Annotated in this window: 14 protein-coding genes; 7 read left to right on the top strand and 7 right to left on the bottom strand. The window is 70.5% G+C overall.

All coding sequences use genetic code 11. The features are described from left to right. Window positions 1-165 precede the first annotated feature (165 nt). On the top strand, window positions 166-1,545 hold the full coding sequence (locus ACWGI2_RS05565) for a CAP domain-containing protein (protein ID WP_453694146.1): 1,380 nt from the start codon (window positions 166-168) through the stop codon (window positions 1,543-1,545). Between the two features lie 684 nt (window positions 1,546-2,229). On the opposite strand, the gene ACWGI2_RS05560 is transcribed toward ACWGI2_RS05565, so the two are convergent. The 6 genes from ACWGI2_RS05560 to ACWGI2_RS05535 form a co-directional block, all read right to left on the bottom strand. Continuing rightward, on the bottom strand, window positions 2,230-3,240 hold the full coding sequence (locus tag ACWGI2_RS05560; RefSeq protein ID WP_453694145.1) for a Gfo/Idh/MocA family protein: 1,011 nt from the start codon (window positions 3,238-3,240) through the stop codon (window positions 2,230-2,232). Beyond that, window positions 3,237-4,262, bottom strand: a complete 1,026-nt coding sequence (locus ACWGI2_RS05555; protein WP_453694143.1) for a Gfo/Idh/MocA family protein — start codon at window positions 4,260-4,262, stop codon at window positions 3,237-3,239. Before ACWGI2_RS05555 ends, ACWGI2_RS05560 begins: the two co-directional genes overlap by 4 nt. A 63-nt stretch (window positions 4,263-4,325) precedes the next feature. Beyond that, complete coding sequence (locus ACWGI2_RS05550) at window positions 4,326-5,183, bottom strand: carbohydrate ABC transporter permease (protein WP_453694142.1); 858 nt, start codon at window positions 5,181-5,183, stop codon at window positions 4,326-4,328. Further along, window positions 5,176-6,123, bottom strand: coding sequence for a carbohydrate ABC transporter permease (locus ACWGI2_RS05545; protein WP_453694140.1), 948 nt, complete (start codon window positions 6,121-6,123; stop codon window positions 5,176-5,178). Before ACWGI2_RS05545 ends, ACWGI2_RS05550 begins: the two co-directional genes overlap by 8 nt. Beyond that, on the bottom strand, window positions 6,120-7,376 hold the full coding sequence (locus ACWGI2_RS05540) for an ABC transporter substrate-binding protein (RefSeq protein ID WP_453694138.1): 1,257 nt from the start codon (window positions 7,374-7,376) through the stop codon (window positions 6,120-6,122). The genes ACWGI2_RS05545 and ACWGI2_RS05540 overlap by 4 nt, the downstream gene beginning before the upstream one ends. 68 nt (window positions 7,377-7,444) lie before the next feature. After that, window positions 7,445-8,578 carry an ROK family protein gene (locus ACWGI2_RS05535; RefSeq protein ID WP_453694136.1) on the bottom strand — a complete coding sequence of 378 codons (1,134 nt, stop codon included), beginning with the start codon at window positions 8,576-8,578 and terminating at the stop codon, window positions 7,445-7,447. Between the two features lie 340 nt (window positions 8,579-8,918). Between ACWGI2_RS05535 and ACWGI2_RS05530 the strand changes: the two genes are divergently transcribed. The 6 genes from ACWGI2_RS05530 to ACWGI2_RS05505 all read left to right on the top strand — a co-directional run bounded on the left by ACWGI2_RS05530 (window position 8,919) and on the right by ACWGI2_RS05505 (window position 15,416). Beyond that, entirely contained in the window at window positions 8,919-9,731 is an 813-nt protein-coding gene (locus ACWGI2_RS05530) for an SAM-dependent methyltransferase (protein WP_453694134.1), read from the top strand. Between the two features lie 183 nt (window positions 9,732-9,914). Then, window positions 9,915-11,009 carry a mechanosensitive ion channel family protein gene (locus ACWGI2_RS05525; RefSeq protein ID WP_453694668.1) on the top strand — a complete coding sequence of 365 codons (1,095 nt, stop codon included), beginning with the start codon at window positions 9,915-9,917 and terminating at the stop codon, window positions 11,007-11,009. 117 nt (window positions 11,010-11,126) lie between these two features. Then, on the top strand, window positions 11,127-12,077 hold the full coding sequence (locus tag ACWGI2_RS05520; RefSeq protein ID WP_453694667.1) for an ABC transporter ATP-binding protein: 951 nt from the start codon (window positions 11,127-11,129) through the stop codon (window positions 12,075-12,077). Further along, window positions 12,074-13,054, top strand: a complete 981-nt coding sequence (locus tag ACWGI2_RS05515; protein WP_453694133.1) for an ABC transporter permease subunit — start codon at window positions 12,074-12,076, stop codon at window positions 13,052-13,054. The genes ACWGI2_RS05520 and ACWGI2_RS05515 overlap by 4 nt, the downstream gene beginning before the upstream one ends. A 47-nt stretch (window positions 13,055-13,101) precedes the next feature. Beyond that, complete coding sequence (locus tag ACWGI2_RS05510) at window positions 13,102-13,506, top strand: GntR family transcriptional regulator (RefSeq protein ID WP_453694131.1); 405 nt, start codon at window positions 13,102-13,104, stop codon at window positions 13,504-13,506. A 113-nt stretch (window positions 13,507-13,619) separates the two neighbouring features. Beyond that, window positions 13,620-15,416, top strand: coding sequence for an acyl-CoA dehydrogenase (locus ACWGI2_RS05505; protein ID WP_453694129.1), 1,797 nt, complete (start codon window positions 13,620-13,622; stop codon window positions 15,414-15,416). Here the strand turns inward: ACWGI2_RS05505 and ACWGI2_RS05500 are convergent. Beyond that, the gene (locus ACWGI2_RS05500; RefSeq protein ID WP_453694127.1) at window positions 15,358-16,017 is read right to left on the bottom strand and encodes a DUF6629 family protein; all 660 of its coding nucleotides are present in this window, start codon (window positions 16,015-16,017) and stop codon (window positions 15,358-15,360) included. The two genes, ACWGI2_RS05505 and ACWGI2_RS05500, sit on opposite strands and share 59 nt — an antisense overlap. Window positions 16,018-16,043: the final 26 nt, after the last annotated feature.

Genomic DNA, 16,043 nt, shown 5'->3' with positions numbered 1-16,043 from the left:
GATCCTGTCGGTGAATTGTGCTTTCCCGTGACCCCCACGCTAATACGCGGCTTTTCCGGCGCGGATCCGCCTCCGGTCTCAGTGGGCCTCCGCCGTGGGGCGCAGCCTCCGGCTCGGTGTCCGCGTGCCGGGAACCTGGCGGTGCCGCCCTCGCGTTGTCCTGGCATGAACGAGCTGGTTGCCGGGGGGAACGTGCCGCTGCCGGACGGTGCCGTCACCCTCCGGGTGCCCGGCCCCTTCGACCTGTCCGTGATCGTCACGGGCGACAGCGGGAAGGTCGCGGGCGACGCCGACTTCGTCTTCTACAACCAGCCCGCCACGTCCGGCGCCCGGCTCCAGGGCGACACGGTCACGGTCGACGGTCGGCGGCTGCGGGCCGGTGCGAGCCGCGTCACCGTGGCGGTCAGCCCCGCCGAGCCGGGCACTCCCCTGGGCCGGCTGCCCGCCATCGCGCTCCAGGTGCACGGGCCCGGAGGCGTGCTGGTGGCGCGTTTCACACCGCCGCGCCCCGACCGCGAGACGGTGCTGCTGCTCGCGGAGATCTACCGCCGCGGCCCGGGGTGGAAGCTCCGGGCACTCGGTCAGGGGTACGCGGACGGGCTCGCCGGGGTGGCGCGGGACTTCGGGGTGGAGGTGGCGGAGGACGACGTGACGGAGGGAGTCACGCAGCCGCCGGTCGCCGCGGGGCCGTCGGCGAGGGTGCATGCCGGTGCGTCGCCGCCCTTCCGCCCCGCGCCGTCCAGGCCTCCCATACCCTCCGGCCCGCCTGCCCCCGACGGATTCCTCCCGCTGGTCAACGCCGCGCGGGCGTCGGCCGGCGCGCCTCCCGTCTCGCTCGACGCCCGGCTGACCGCTGCCGCGCATGCGCACGCCGCCGGGATGGCGGCGCGGGGAACGCTCAGCTCGGAGCACGCGGACGGCACGTCTCTCTACCAGCGGGTCGTCGCGGGCGGGTACGCGTATCTGGCGATCGGCGAGCATCTGGTCTCCGGGCCGCGCTCGCCCGCCGAGTTCGTGGAGTACTGCCTCTCCGGCGAGCAGTCGCGGCGTACGGTGCACAGCCGCTCGTACACGCACGTCGGGGTGGCCCATACCGCCGACGCGCGCTCCGGGGACGTCTACTGGACGGCGCTGTGGGCCGCGCCGTTCAGCGGGCAGGGCCTGGCGGAGTGGGCGGCGGCCGTGCTCCGTCTCACCAACGCCGAGCGGACGGCCGCGGGTCTGCGCCCCCTCTCCCCCGATCCGATCCTGACCGTGGCGGCGCAGGGGCACAGCGCGGACATGATCGCCCGTGCCTTCTACTCCCACACCTCGCCCGAGGGCGGCGAACCCTGGCACCGCGCGTCCGCCGCGGGCAGTACGCACCGCGCGATCGGCGAGAACATCGCCTGCGGGCAGCGCACGCCCGCCGAGGTGGTGGACGGCTGGATGAACAGCCCCGGCCACCGGGCCAACATCCTCAAGCCCTCCTTCACCCACCTCGGCGTCGGCTTCGCGGGCGGCGGCTCGGCGGGCACGTACTGGACACAGCTGTTCGGCGGCTGAGCGCCAGCGAAGGCCCCTCTCACCGCAGGGTCGGCACCCCAAGCCGGTGCCTCCATGAACCGGCCGCGCGGCGGGTCGGCGGGCACTGGACAAGGCTGCTCGGCGTCCAAGAACCGACCGCCGCGACTCGTCACGCGCACCCGCCGAACGCGTCCTCACCCACCCGAGGCAGGCAGGCACGCAAGGCCCGGTCCTGCACACACCAGCCCCACACCGCAGGCCCCGGCACAGCGGACACGCACCGGACACAACCGTTCGACGGCCAAGAACCGACCACCGCCACCCGCCGCGCGCACCCGGCGAACGCGTCCCCACCCACCCGAGGCAGGCAGGCACGCAAGGCCCGGTCCTGCACACACCGGCCCCACACCGCAGGCCCCGGCACAGCGGGCCCGCACCGGACACAACCGTTCGACGGCGCCAAGAGCCGTCGCCCACCACCGACCACCACGGTGGAACCGCACCCACCGAGCAGCCCGCCACGCACCCGGCGAGGCCCGCCCCCAGGGCTGGCAGGCGCGCAAGGCGGTGTCTTCACTCACTGGCCCCGGCTCGGCGGGCGCGCACCGGACGCAGTTGTTCAGCGGCTGAGAGTCGGCGAGCGCCACCCGTCACAGGGCGGAACCGCACCCGCCGAGCAACCCGTACCCGCGGGTGGGCCGCCGTGCATCGTCACGGCGCCGCTCAGCCCACCGTCACCGGCACCCCGCTCCGGGCCGACGCGTAGCCCGCCGTCACGATCTTCAGCGTCCGCAGCCCGCCCTCGCCGTCGGCCACGTCCATGCCGCCCTCGCCCGGACCGTGAAGGAAGGCACTCAGCATCCGCTCGTCCAGGTCGGCGCCGAAGGGCAGTTCGAGGCCCTCGCGGCGGCGTTCGCTGTAGCCGTGGACCGACTGGTCGAAGGCGTCCATCTCCAGGGTCGCCCGCTCACCGACCACGGTGAGTTCGAGCCCTCCCCAGGAGTGGTGGGAGCGGGGATGCGACCAGCTGCAGTCGATCGTGGCCACCGAGCCGTTGTCGTAGGTCACGGTGACCAGGCCGCTGGTCTCGGCGTCGACCTCGCCCTCGTACATGCGGTTGTTCGTCTGGGCGTACACGTCGACGGGGCGCGCGTCGCCGAAGAGGTCGTCCAGGAGGTCGGCTATGTGAACCGTGTGGTCCATCAGGGCGCCGCCGCCCGCGAGTTCGGGATCGGCGAACCACCGCCGCGAGCTCGGCATGGAGCCGTTGTTCGCGCCGGACACGGTCAGGACCTGGCCCACATCTCCCGACGCGACGGCCGCCTTGACGGCCGCGTACGCCGGGCTGAAGCGCACCGGAAAGGCCACCGCGAGCCGTACGCCGGCCTCCCGGCACGCCGCGAGCATCGCCTCGCCGTCCTCGACCGTCGTGGCCAAGGGCTTCTCGCACAGGACATCCACGCCATGGGACGCGGCGAGCTCCACCAGCGGGCGGTGGCGCGCGTTCTCTGAGCAGACGATCACCGCGTCAGGGCCCCAGGCGAAGGCCTCTTCGTACGTTTCCGCGTACGCGACCCCCGTCTCCTCGGCGAACACGCGCCCCCGCACCTCGCCGGGCGCGGCCGAGCCGATGTCCGGGTCGCTGCCCATGACCTCGATGTCCGGCATGCGCGAGAGGAGCCGCAGGTATCCGGCCGCGTGGACATGGGCGAACGACAACACGGCGACCTTCATCGCGCGACCTCCTTGACACCGGTCCGCATCTCTACCGCCCGGCCCGTACGGCTCGACTCCACGGCAGCCTCCGCGATCCGCACCGCCTCGATCCCGTCCCGCGCGCGCACCCGCGGTTCTCCGCCGCCGTCCTCCCAGGAAGCCGCGAACTCCCGCAGCTCGGCCAGGTAGGGGCTCTCCGTCATCGGACTCGACGGGATGCCCTCGTTGGCCGCGCGCACCCCTTGCGCGGTGATCCGGTAGCCGGGCACGGACGTGGAGTCGTGCCGCAGCAGCCCGTCGCCGCCCGCGACGCGGAACGTCGTACGGAACTGCTGGTCCGGAAGGCCCCAGAGCCCGGTGACATGGCTGATCGCGCCGGAGGCGTGGGTGAGGACGGCGGTCGCCGAGACGACCTCGGCCCGGCCGTCACCCGTGGCGTGCTCGACGCCCCGCGTCTGCGCGTGCACGCGGACCACGTCGCCCGCGACCCAGCGGGCGATGTCGATGTCGTGCACCATCAGGTCCATGATGACTCCGCCGGACTTGGCGGGGTCACCGAACCAGGGCGCCCACTGCGGCCGCGCCCCGCCGCGCGCGAACCGCAGCACCGCGAGGTCACCCAACTCACCTCGCTCGACGGCCTGTTGCATCGCCGCGTACGCCGGGAAGTACCGCACGACATGGGCGGGGTGCAGCCGTACGCCCGCCGCTTCGGCGGCTGCCGCGATCTCCTCGGCGTCCCGCGCGTTCAGCGCCAGGGGCTTCTCGCAGATGACGTGGCAGCCCGCCGCTGCGGCCGCGAGGGCGAGTTCCTTGTGCGTGGGGGTGGGGGTGCAGATGTCGACGGCCGTGCAGTCGGTGAGCAGTTCACCGAGGTCCGCCACCGCGGTGACCTCGCGGTTCGCGTACTCGGCGGCGAGCTTCTCCGCCGAGCCGTCGACGGTGTACACACTGACGCGCGCACCCAGTTCCAGCCAGCCGGGGAGATGGGCGCGGGCGATGCCGCCCGCCCCGATCAGGCCGATATGAAGCGGTCGCATGTAGGGAGTTACCTTTCCTGGTGCTTGTCCTGGTTCCTGTCCTGGTTCCTGAAAAAAAGGGGGTCAGCTCTTGGAGCCGGAGAGGGCGACGCTCTGCACGAAGTGCCGTTGCAGGAAGACGTAGACGATGAGCATGGGCAGGCTCGCGATGAGCGAACCGGCCATCATCACGGGGTAGTTGGTCTCGAACTGCCCCTCCAGCGACGTCAGTCCGGCGCTGATCGGCATCTTCTGCGGGTCCGTGTTCACGATCAGCGGCCACAGGAGGTCGTTCCACGACCACATCGCGGTGATGACGGCGAGCGCGGCGAGCGCGGGCCGCACCAGCGGCAGCATGATCGACCAGAAGATGCGGAAGGAACCCGCGCCGTCGATCCGCGCGGCCTCCTCCAGCTCCTTGGGGAGCGTGAGGAAGAACTGACGCAGCATGAAGGTCCCGAACGCGCTGAACATGCCCGGCAGGAACAGCGCGGGCACCGAGTTGAGCAGGCCGAGCCGCTGGATGATGTCGTACTGCGGCAGGACGAGCAGCGAGCTCGGCACCATGAGGACGGACAGGAAGAGCGCGAACAGGACGTTGCGGCCCCGGAATTGCATGCGTGCGAAGGCGTAGGCGGCGAGGGAGCAGAACACCAGCTGTCCGACCGTGCGTCCCACGGTGTTGAAGACGCTGTTGAACAGCATGTCCCGGAACGGCAGCGCGGTGAAGACCTCCTCGAAACTCGACCAGTTCCAGGTGTCGGGCAGGAACGTCGGAGGCACCTTCGCCGTCTCGGCGAGGGACTTGGCCGCGGTGAGCAGCTGCCACAGGAAGGGGAAGACCATCACCAGGGCGCCGAGCGACAGCGCCGCGTGGGTGGCAATCGAACCGGCGTTGATACGACGGGCGTTGATACGCCGACGGGGCGAGGACTCACGCATAGTGCACCCACCTCTTCTGCAGCCTGAACTGCACCAGCGTCAGCGCCGCGATGATCAGCATGAGCAGGAAGGCGAGCGCGGCGGCGGCGCCCTGGGCGTTCTCGACGAAGGCCCATTTGTAGAAGAGGCTCACCACGGACTGGGTGTCGCCTATCGCCGGGTTCTTCTCGGCCATCATGATGTAGATCAGGTCGAAGGTCTGCAGCGAGTTGATCATGCAGATGATGGACGCGAAGAAGATCGTCGGGCTGAGCAGCGGGAGCGTGATCGTCAAGAAGCGGCGCAGCGGACCCGCCCCGTCCAGCTCGGCGGCTTCGTAGTAGTCCTGCGGGATGCCCTTGATGCCCGCCATGAAGATGATCAAGTAGTAGCCGGTGGTCGACCAGACCATCACGGTGCCGATCGCGTACACGGCGGTCGAGGGGTCGGAGACCCAGTAGCGGCGGTCCGCGCCGAACCATTCGAGGACTTCGTTGATCAGTCCGTAGTCGCCGTTGTAGAGCCAGTTCCAGACGAGGCCGACGGCGACGGGCAGCGTCACGAACGGGATGAAGTACAGGGCACGGTAGACCGAAACGCCGCGCAGTCCGCGCCGGTTGAGCAGCGCCGCGACACCGATCGCGAGCGGCAGGGCGAGCAGCCCGATGACGCAGTAGATCAGGGTGTTGCCGAGCGCCTGCCAGACGGTGACGTCCTTGAGGACGCGCACATAGTTGTCCGTGCCGATCCAGGTGTGGCCGCCGAACGCCCCGAACTCGGTGAAGCTGTAGTAGAAGGTCTGGAGCAGCGGCCAGAAATAGAAGACGGCGAAGCCGATGCCGAGCGGCGCGATGAATGCGTACGCGGCGCGCTGGCCACGGGACTTGGGCGCGGCGCCGGCCGCCTGCCCGCCGCGGCCCGCCTTCTTCGCCGCCGCCGTGGAGGGAAAGACACTCATCATGCGCGTTCCTCCTTCAGGGCCCGGTCCATCTGCTCGCCCAGGGTGCGTGCGGCGCTCTCGATGCCGCCCTGGCCGCTGAACGCGGCGCCCAGGAGCGGGTATTGGAGGTTCTCCCAGACCGCGGTGTTCTTCGAGCTGGGGTACGGCACGGCGTACTCCAGCATGTCGATGAAGTGCTTCAGGTCGAACTCGGGCATCGACTTGAACCAGGCTTCCTGCGTCCCCTCGTACGAGGAGATGGTCACGCCCGCCGATGCCTGGATCTCGGCGGCCTCGCGGCCCGCCATGAAGTGGACGAACTTCCAGGCCGCGGCCTTCTTGCGGCTCTTGGCGGAGATGACGTTGGCTAGGCCGTGGATGATCGTGGCGCGCTCGCGTCCCTTGGGCAGGACGGTGACGCCGGCGTGGTCCTTGATCGCGGGAACGGCGTAGTACTGCCCCGAGAACGCGGATATCTCGTAGACCATGGCCGCCTTCTCCGACCAGAAGCGGTTGCGAGCCTTGGACTCGACCATCGCGCTCTGCGGCGGGGACCAGCCGCGGTCGATCATGTCGGTCCAGTAGCGCAGGCCCTCGATGGAGCGCTCGTCGCCGAAGCCGGATTCCCCGTCCCTGAGGACGTAGCCGCCCGCTCCGTGGATGGCCGGGTAGAGCTGGCCCTGACGGTCCATCTCGGCCGCCATGCCGTGCACGCGCTCGCGTGGGTTGGTGAGTTCGGCGGCGGCGTCGCGCACGTCGTCCCATGTCCACGTCGCGTCCGGGTACTTGATGCCCGCCTTGTCGAAGAGCGCTTTGTTGTACCAGAGGCCGATGGTGTCGAAGTCCTTCGGTATGCCGTACTGCGTGCCCTGGTAGGCGTAAATCTTCACGAGCGACTCGGGGTGGCGGTCCAAGGGGGTCGCGTCGCTCTTGATGTGGCCGCTCAGGGGTTCAAGGACGCCGCTGGACGCGTACAGCTGGAGATTGACCGCGTTCATCCAGAACACGTCCGGGGCCGTGCCGCCGCGCATCGCGGTCTTCAGGGTGGTCCAGTAGCTCGACCAGGGGGTGAGCTCCATGCGCACGGATATGCCGGGGTTCTCCTTCTCGAAGGCGTCGATCACCTTCTGAAGACCGGGCACTTGGGCCACGTCCCACACCCCGTACGAGAGGGTGGTCCTGCCGCCGCTCTGCTTGCCGTCGTCACTCTGGCCGGAGCAGGCGGCGAGCAAGGGCGCCGCCATCGCTCCGTACAGCAGAGTCCTCCTACGCATGAGCGCCTCCGCTTCCGGGCTGCGTTTCGTGGGTTCTACGGGGGTTTTGCGGGGGTTCTACGAGGTTTCTACGGCGCCGAATCCGTCAGGAGATCCGATTCGACCTGGTCAAGTGCCTTGCGTACGGCGCCGATCGCGACGCCCTGTTCGCCGAGCGTGCTCAGCGCGATGCGCGGGACGTGCAGGGTCAGCGGGCGCAGCCTGTCCTCGATCAGCGGCACGAGGTGGCCGCCGAGCGGGGTCGCGCCGCCGGTGAGCACCACAAGCTCCGGGTCGACGGCGAGGGCGAGGGCGGCGATGCCCGGCGTGATGCGGTCGGCGAAGTCCGCGACGGCGGCGAGGGCGCGAGCGTCGCCGGTGTCCGCCGCGCGGGCGAGCGCGGCCACTTCGGACTCGCCGGAGCGGCGGTCACCCCTCCAACTGAGCGCGTCCTGAGCGGTGTTCATGCCGAGCAGCGGTAGCAGGCCGAGCTCGCCCGCGCCGCCGCGCCGCCCCCGGTGCAGCCTGCCGCCGATGGTGAGGCTGCACGCCACGCGGTGGCCGGTCAGGACGCAGACGACGTCACGCGCCAGGGTGGCCGCGCCCTGCCAGCGCTCGGCGAGCACGGCGAGGTTCACGTCGTTCTCGACGAGGGTGTGCCCCGCCTCCCCGTCGCCGAGGAGCCGCCCGAGGTCGACGCCGGACCATTCGGGGATGACATGGGAGGTGATGGTGCCGCCCGCGTCGACGACGCCGGGCACGCCCACACAGCGGGCGAGGATGTCGTCGCGCCGCACGGAGTGCGCGTCGAGAAAGGCTTCGAGGCCCTTGCGCAGGAGGTCGAGCCGCTGTGCCCCGCCCAGCTCCGGGTCGATGTCCTCGCGCCGCACGGCGAGCACCGTGCCGCCGAGATCGGCGAGGAGCAGGACCATTTTGTGCAGGCCTATGTCGGCGCCCACGACACGGCCCGCCTCCGCACGGAACCGGAACCGCCGGGCGGGGCGCCCCGGCGCGCGCTCGGCGTCGTCACGCTCGGCCTCCCCCGCCCAGCCGTGCGCGGTCAGTTCCTCGACGGCGGATTCCACGGTGGGCCGGGAGAGCCCTGTGCCCGCGGCGAGTTCCGCGAGCGTCTGGGGGCTGCGGCGGTGCAGGGCGCGCAGCACGACGGTGGTGTTCAGCCGGCGCAGCGAGGCGAGATCGTGCCCCCGTGTCCCGTTCCGCAACACTTCTTCACCCCATGTCGAGGCCGGGGCAGCCCTGTTGACCATTGGGTCGACCGCTGCTCCCGAAGATTAGGGAGGAGACTTGCATATCCCCGAGCGTCCGGGAACCCCCTTCGCGGGGACAGAAATCGGCGGCGTGATCGGCCGGACCGCCGCCTCATTCTTCTGACGGACGGCGTACCGCGTCCTGACCGAACTGGGCCTGCCGCCGCATGTGCCGGGCGCGGGCAGTCTGCTGCGGGACCCGAGTGGCGCTTGAGCCCGGCGGGATGGGCGGGCACGATGACCGGACGCACCCGACGTCCGCCTGAACGCCCGCCGCATCCATGGGAGTTGAAGCATGTCCGCGATCCCGTCACCCCTGTCCCAACCGATCGACACCAGTAAGCCGCACCCCGCCCGGGTCTACGACTGGTTCCTGGGCGGCAAGGACAACTACCCGGTGGACGAGGAGCTCGGGCTGCAGATCGTGTCGCTCGAACCGCAGACCAAGTACTGCGCCCAGCACAACCGTTGGTTCATGCAGCGCGCCACGCGCCGCCTCGCGGGAGAGGCGGGGATACGCCAGTTCCTGGACATCGGCACCGGCATCCCCACCGAGCCGAACCTCCACCGCATCGCCCAGTCGGCCGCCCCCGAGGCGCGCGTCGTGTACGTGGACAACGACCCGATCGTCCTCGCGCACGCGGAGGCGCTGTTGCGGGGGACGCCCGAGGGGGCGACGGAGTTCCTCCAGGTGGACGCGCGCGAGCCGGACAAGATCCTCGAACAGGCCGAGGGCGTACTGGACTTCACGCAGCCGATCGCCCTCTCCCTGATCGCGCTGCTGCACTTCATCAGCGACGAAGACGGTGCCTACGAGGTCGTGGAGCGGCTCGTCTCCGCCCTCGCGCCCGGCAGCCACCTGGTCCTGTCCCAGATGGCCGGCGACTTCGATCCTAAGCGGACGCGGCAGGCGGTGGAGATGTACAAGGCGGGCGGCGTCACGCTCGTACCGCGGGCGCGCGCCGAGGTGGAGCGGTTCTTCGAGGGCCTGGAGCTGCTCGACCCCGGCATCGCATGGCTGCCCGACTGGCATCCGGAGCTCGGCGTCGACGAGGTCAGGAACGGCACACCGGTGCCGCTGTACGCGGGGGTGGGCCGCAAGCCGTAGCCGCCTGACCGGACGTCAGGTGATTCGGCGCGGGATGTCGGATATCGACCTGTGCCCGGAGAGTTGAGGGCAAGCTGGTGCGGGCCCCCGGCAACGGCGCCGTACCCATGGGGCAGGATGACGCTCGCGACGGCGGACACGAACATACGTCCGGCGCGCCCGCACAACCTGGAGAAGGAACTGATGGAGCGAGCCCTCACTTGGCACGACCTGATCACCGCCGGTATCGCGGTGGCCGCCGGTATCGCGGCGGGTCTGCTGCTGCGGATGATCCTGCGGTGGCTGGGCGAACGGGCCAGCAGGACGCGGTGGAGCGGCGATGACGTCATCGTCGACGCCGTGCGCACCCTGGTCCCCTGCGCGGCGATCACCGCGGGCGCGGCCGTCGCCGCCGCGGCCCTCCCGCTCACCCCCAGGACCGGCCGCAACGTCACGATGACGCTGACCGCCCTGCTCGTCCTGGCGGCGACCCTGACGGCGGCCCGCGTGGTCACCACCCTGGTGAAGTCCCTCGCGCAGTCCCGATCGGGCGTCGCGGGCTCGGCGACGATCTTCGTCAACATCACCCGTGTCGTCGTGCTCGCGATGGGCTTCCTCGTCGTGCTCCAGACGCTCGGCGTCTCCATAGCCCCGCTGCTCACGGCGCTCGGCGTGGGCGGCCTCGCGGTGGCCCTGGCCCTCCAGGACACGCTGGCCAACCTCTTCGCGGGCGTCCACATCCTCGCCGCGAAGACGGTGCAGCCGGGCGACTACATCAAGCTCAGCAGCGGCGAAGAGGGCTACGTCGTCGACATCAACTGGCGCAACACGGTGGTGCGCCAGCTGTCGAACAACCTCGTCATCATCCCCAACGCCCAGCTCGCGGGCACCAACATGACCAATTTCAGCCGTCCCGAGCAGGATCTGTCGATCATGGTCCAGGTCGGTGTCAGCTACGACAGCGACCTGGAGCAGGTCGAGCGCGTCACGACCGAGGTCGTGGAGAACGTCATGAAGGACGTCGACGGCGCGCTCCCCGAGCACGAACCGGCCGTGCGCTTCCACACGTTCGGTGACTCCAGGATCAGCTTCACGGTGATCCTGGGCGTCGGCGAGTTCAGCGACCAGTACCGCATCAAGCACGAGTTCATCAAGCAGCTCCACCAGCGCTACCGCGCCGAGGGAATCCGGGTCCCCGCCCCGGTCAGGACGGTGAACGTCCAGCAGGGCGAACTGCCATCGGTCCTGATCCCGCATCAGCGCGAGGCGACGGCCCCGACGACGAAGCCGGCGTCGTAGCGGCGGCGCCACCACGCCTCCACCACCACAGCGCCCCCGAGGCGTTTGACAGGCATGCGCCGCGCAGATCATGATTCCATTAATTGTTTAATGGAATCGAGAGAGGCGCGCGTGGACATGACCCTTGCCGACCCCACCGAGGCCCACGGTCCCCTGAGCGCGATCGCGCTCGAGGCCCGCGGCCTGGGCAAGCGCTATCGCCGCGGCTGGGCGCTGCGCGACTGCTCGTTCCGGCTGCCCGCCGGGCGGATCTGTGGCCTCGTCGGGCCCAACGGGGCGGGAAAGAGCACCCTGTTGGGGCTCGCGACCCGCCTCGTGACGCCGACCGAGGGCGAGCTGCGCATCTTCGGCGTACCGGCGGACGACCCGGCCGCCATGCCTCGCTACGCGTTCCTCTCCCAGGACAAGCCGCTGTTCAAGCGGTTCACCGTGGCCGAGACGCTGCGCATGGGCAGCGAACTCAACCCCGGCTGGGACATGGCGGCCGCCGAGCGGATCGTGCGCTCCGGCAACGTCCCGATGAACGCCAAGGTCGGCACCCTCTCCGGCGGTCAGCGCACCCGCGTCGCCTTCGCGCTCGCCTTCGGCAAGCGGCCCGACCTGCTGCTGCTCGACGAGCCGATGGCTGACCTGGACCCGCTGGCCCGGGACGAGATGGGTTCCCTGCTGATGTCCGAGGCCGTCGAGCGCGGCACCACGGTGGTGATGTCCTCCCACATGCTCTCCGAGCTGGAGGACATGTGCGACTACCTCCTGGTCATCGCGGACGGCCGGCTCAGGATGGCGGGCGACACCGATGAGCTGGTCCCGGCCCACGCCCTGGTGACCGGTCTCGCGCCCGACGGCACGCCGCCCGCGGACCTCGCCCCGCACACGGTGGTCGAATTCCGGGTCCAGGGGCGCCAGTTCCGTGCCCTCATCCGGCCCCATGGCCCACTCGCCCCGGACTGGGAGGTCTCCGAGCCGAGCCTGGAGGAAGTCCTGCTCGCCCACCTCCGCACACCGGACGCGGAGCCGCTGTTCACGCACGACGCACGCATCGAGGCCGAAGGGAACGCCGCCGCATGAGCACCACCCTGACCGAGCAGCCGCGCACGGGGCAGCCCGTCAAGAAGCCGGGCCTGCTGCACGGGCTGACCTGGCTCGTCCTGCGCCAGCACCGCGCCACGACGTGGATCATCCTCGCCCTGGTCGTGCTCGGCACGGCCACGATCATCTACGAGCGCGGCGAGATGGCCGACATGCTCGCCGGGAGGGGCTGGCCTGACAAGGACGTCAGCCTGGATACGGCGCCGCAGAGTTACGAGTACATCGCCGAGGCCCTGGGCGCCCTGCCCGTCATCCTCGGCGTCTTCCTCGGCGCGCCGCTGATCGCGAGCGACCAGGAACACGGCACCGCACAACTGGCCACCACCCAGTCCGTACCGCGCCGCCGCTGGCTCGCGGCCAAGCTGACCTGGTGCCTCTCGCTCGTCCTGGTGGCCACCGCCGTGCTCGCCACCCTGTTCTTCTGGTGGTGGGAGCCCTACCGCGATCTGCTCCTCTCGGAATGGCTGTCGGGCTCCGTCTTCGACAACACCGGTCCCATGCTGACGGCGCTCTCCCTCTTCCTCACCACCTGCGGCATCGCGATCGGCATGCTGCTGCGCAGGGTGCTGCCCGCCATGCTGGCCACCTTCTTCTTCTCCGTGGCCTTCCAGGTGGCCTGGGGCATGTTCCGTGACAGTCTCGCCACCCCGCGCACGATCACCTGGCCGCTGAACGCCGACACACCGGCCCTCGTCAACAGCAGCAGTGTGGTGGAGGCGGACCGCTGGATCAGCACCGCGGACGGACAGCTCTACGGCTGGGGCATGTGCGCCGAGCAGACCGAGAAGGCCTCCAACGCCTGCGTCAAGGAGCACGGCATCGTCGACAACATGGTCGAGTACTTCGGCTACGACCAGATGCCGGGCATGCAGTGGACCGGTGCCGCCCTGCTGCTCGGCGCGACCGCCGCCGTGGCCGTGTTCGTCCTGTGGTGGGCGTCGCGGCGGCCCCTCTAGGACGCCGGTGAGGGTAAGTACGTAAAGTGTCCGCAAACGAGCAGAGAGTGGGGACAGTGGTCGAATTCCGCATCGACCGGCGCAGCGGTGTGGCCACGTATCTCCAGATCGTGCGCCAGGTCGAACAGGCCCTGCGCATGGGCGCGTTGGTGGAGGGCGACCGGCTCCCCACCGCGGCCCAGGTGGCCGCGGCCACCAAGGTGAATCCGAACACGACGCTCAAGGCGTACCGCGAGCTGGAGCGCGCGGGCCTCGCCGAGGTCCGCCAGGGAGCGGGCACCTTCATCACCCGCACACTCGCCGGCCCCCAGGCGGGCCCCGACTCCCCCCTCCAGACCGCCCTGGCGGAGTGGATGGAGCAGGCGCGGTCGGCGGGGCTCACGGGCCAGGACGTCACGGCGCTGTTCGAGGCGGTGCGCGCGGCCACCTTCCAGGGGGACGCGGTCGGCTGAGCCGGGCGTCACAGGGCGGCCCTCGACAAACCCCATAAGCAACCGCTTAGTATCGGGTGTGCGGGGCCCTCTGCCCCGGGATCGGTTCCGCCGTCACCGCATGGAGAATCCGCATGGCATCCCTGCTCCTGTCCCGTCGTGACCTCGACTTCCTGCTGTACGAGTGGCTCGACGTGCCCGCGCTCACCGGCCGGGATCGGTACGCGGACCACTCCCGCGAGACCTTCGACGCCGCCCTGGAGCTGAGCGAGCAGATCGCCACGCGGCACTTCGCCCCGCACAACAAGAAGAACGACGCCCAGGAGCCCACCTTCGACGGCGAGCGGGTGCACATCATCCCCGAGGTCAAGGAGGCCCTGCGGGTCTTCGGGGACTCGGGGCTCCTGGCGAGCGCCATGGACCACGAGATCGGCGGCGGGCAGCTGCCCGCCGTGGTGGCCCAGGCCTGCTTCGCGTGGTTCCAGGCGGCGAACGTCGGCACGGCCGCGTACCCCTTCCTGACCATGGGCAACGCCAATCTGCTCCTCGCGCACGCCTCCAAGGAGCAGATCGACACCTACGTACGGCCCATGGTGGAGGGCCGCTTCCTGGGGACGATGTGCCTGTCGGAGCCGCAGGCCGGTTCGTCGCTCGCCGATGTGGCGACGCGGGCCGAGGCGCGGGAGGACGGGACGTACCGCCTCTTCGGGAACAAGATGTGGATCTCCGGCGGCGAGCACGAGCTTTCGGACAACATCGTGCATCTGGTGCTCGCTCGCATCCCCGGCGGCCCGCCCGGCGTGAAGGGGCTCTCGCTGTTCATCGTGCCGAAGGTGCTCGTCGACGAGGACGGGTCGCTCGGCGAGCGCAATGACGTCGTGCTCGCGGGCCTCAACCACAAGATGGGCTACCGGGGGACGACCAATACCCTGCTCAACTTCGGCGAGGGCGCCCACCGTCCCGGCGGTGAGCCCGGCGCGGTCGGCCACCTCATCGGGGAGGCCAACCGCGGTCTCGCGTACATGTTCCACATGATGAACGAGGCCCGCATCGGCGTGGGCCTCGGCGCCACCGCCCTCGGCTACACCGGCTATCTGCACGCCCTGGACTACGCGCGCACCCGCCCGCAGGGCCGTCCGCTCGCCGCGAAGGACCCGGCGTCGACGCAGGTCCCGATCATCGAGCACGCCGACGTACGCAGGATGCTCCTTGCCCAGAAGGCGTACGTGGAGGGCGCGTTGGCGCTCAACCTGTACTGCGGGCGGCTGCTCGACGAGCAGCACACCGGCACATCGCCGCAGGCGCGCGACGAGGCGAAGCTGCTGCTCGACGTGCTCACCCCGATCGCCAAGAGCTGGCCCTCGCAGTGGTGCCTTGAAGCCAACAACCTGGCGATCCAGGTGCACGGCGGCTACGGCTACACGCGCGAGTACAACGTCGAGCAGTTCTACCGCGACAACCGCCTCAACCCCATCCACGAGGGCACGCACGGCATCCACGGCCTCGATCTGCTCGGCCGCAAGGTGATCATGGACGGCGGCAGCGGCCTTCGGCTGCTCGTCGAGCGGATCTCGCAGACGTCCGCCCGTGCCGCCGCGGCGGGTGGCTCCGCGTCCGGGTACGGGCGGGCGCTCGACGCGTCCGCCGCGCGTGCGGTCGAGGTGACCCAGCGGCTCTGGTCGACCGGTGACCCGCAAACAGCCCTCGCCAACGCGAGCGTCTACCTCGAAGCGGTCGGGCACGTGGTCGTCGCCTGGATGTGGCTGGAGCAGCTGCTCGCGGCCGAGCCGGGCACCGAGGACTTCCACGCGGGCAAGCGCGGCGCCTGCCGCTACTTCTTCCGCCATGAACTGCCTAAGACGGGCGCCCAGTTCACGCTCCTGGAGAGCCTGGACCGGACCGCGCTCGAACTGGACGAGAACGCCTTCTGACCCAGAAGTAGAGGGCCACCGAGCACACCGCCGCGAACGCGCACCACGTGGAGATGTACTCGCGTCGCCACAGCAGCACGCACACCGCCGCCCCGACGGCGACCAGGACGCCGAAGAGGACCAGGCCCCGGTCGCCGGAGAGGAGCAGGGAGCCGACGGTGGCGATCAGGTATCCGGCGACGATCAGCTCGGTGTGGGGCAGACCGAGTGCGTACCCGACCGTGTGGCCGCGGATCTCGGCCGTCACGGTGCGGGTCGCCATGTAGTAGGAGAGCGCCGCCGCTGTCGCGATGCCCGTCGCGAGGGGGAACAGCAGGCGGCGGCGTGCGCTCGGCGGAGCGGCGCACAGCACCGCCACCGGCATCCACAGCGCGAGCAGCGGCATGGCGATCACGGCCCAGGCGACGGTGGCGGGGCCCGTGCCGCCGCCGTCGCGCCAGACCTCGGACTCGATGATCTGGTGGGCGCCGAGCAGCAGCGGGAGCGCGGCGAGCGGCAGGTCGCGGGGCCGGCCGCCACGAGCTGCCCGCGTCACACACGCGACCCCCACGGCGGCGACACCCACGCCCGCCACGAGATCGGCCGTCGCGCTCCAGCACATGGTCGCCACGCTACGGCCGCCCTGGT

Source organism: Streptomyces sp. NPDC054866 (genome assembly GCF_053610745.1).
Note: the sequence above shows the minus strand (reverse complement) of the source record. Positions and strands in the feature narration are given on the sequence as shown.

Bases quoted from the DNA above. Each gene is read 5' to 3' on its own strand.
- ACWGI2_RS05505 (WP_453694129.1), top strand. From the start codon at position 13,620: ATGGCATCCCTGCTCCTGTCCCGTCGTGACCTCGACTTCCTGCTGTAC.
- ACWGI2_RS05500 (WP_453694127.1), bottom strand. From the start codon at position 16,017: ATGTGCTGGAGCGCGACGGCCGATCTCGTGGCGGGCGTGGGTGTCGCC.
- ACWGI2_RS05550 (WP_453694142.1), bottom strand. From the start codon at position 5,183: ATGCGTGAGTCCTCGCCCCGTCGGCGTATCAACGCCCGTCGTATCAAC.
- ACWGI2_RS05515 (WP_453694133.1), top strand. From the start codon at position 12,074: ATGAGCACCACCCTGACCGAGCAGCCGCGCACGGGGCAGCCCGTCAAG.
- ACWGI2_RS05525 (WP_453694668.1), top strand. From the start codon at position 9,915: ATGGAGCGAGCCCTCACTTGGCACGACCTGATCACCGCCGGTATCGCG.
- ACWGI2_RS05520 (WP_453694667.1), top strand. From the start codon at position 11,127: ATGACCCTTGCCGACCCCACCGAGGCCCACGGTCCCCTGAGCGCGATC.
- ACWGI2_RS05545 (WP_453694140.1), bottom strand. From the start codon at position 6,123: ATGATGAGTGTCTTTCCCTCCACGGCGGCGGCGAAGAAGGCGGGCCGC.
- ACWGI2_RS05540 (WP_453694138.1), bottom strand. From the start codon at position 7,376: ATGCGTAGGAGGACTCTGCTGTACGGAGCGATGGCGGCGCCCTTGCTC.
- ACWGI2_RS05565 (WP_453694146.1), top strand. From the start codon at position 166: ATGAACGAGCTGGTTGCCGGGGGGAACGTGCCGCTGCCGGACGGTGCC.
- ACWGI2_RS05555 (WP_453694143.1), bottom strand. From the start codon at position 4,262: ATGCGACCGCTTCATATCGGCCTGATCGGGGCGGGCGGCATCGCCCGC.
- ACWGI2_RS05530 (WP_453694134.1), top strand. From the start codon at position 8,919: ATGTCCGCGATCCCGTCACCCCTGTCCCAACCGATCGACACCAGTAAG.
- ACWGI2_RS05560 (WP_453694145.1), bottom strand. From the start codon at position 3,240: ATGAAGGTCGCCGTGTTGTCGTTCGCCCATGTCCACGCGGCCGGATAC.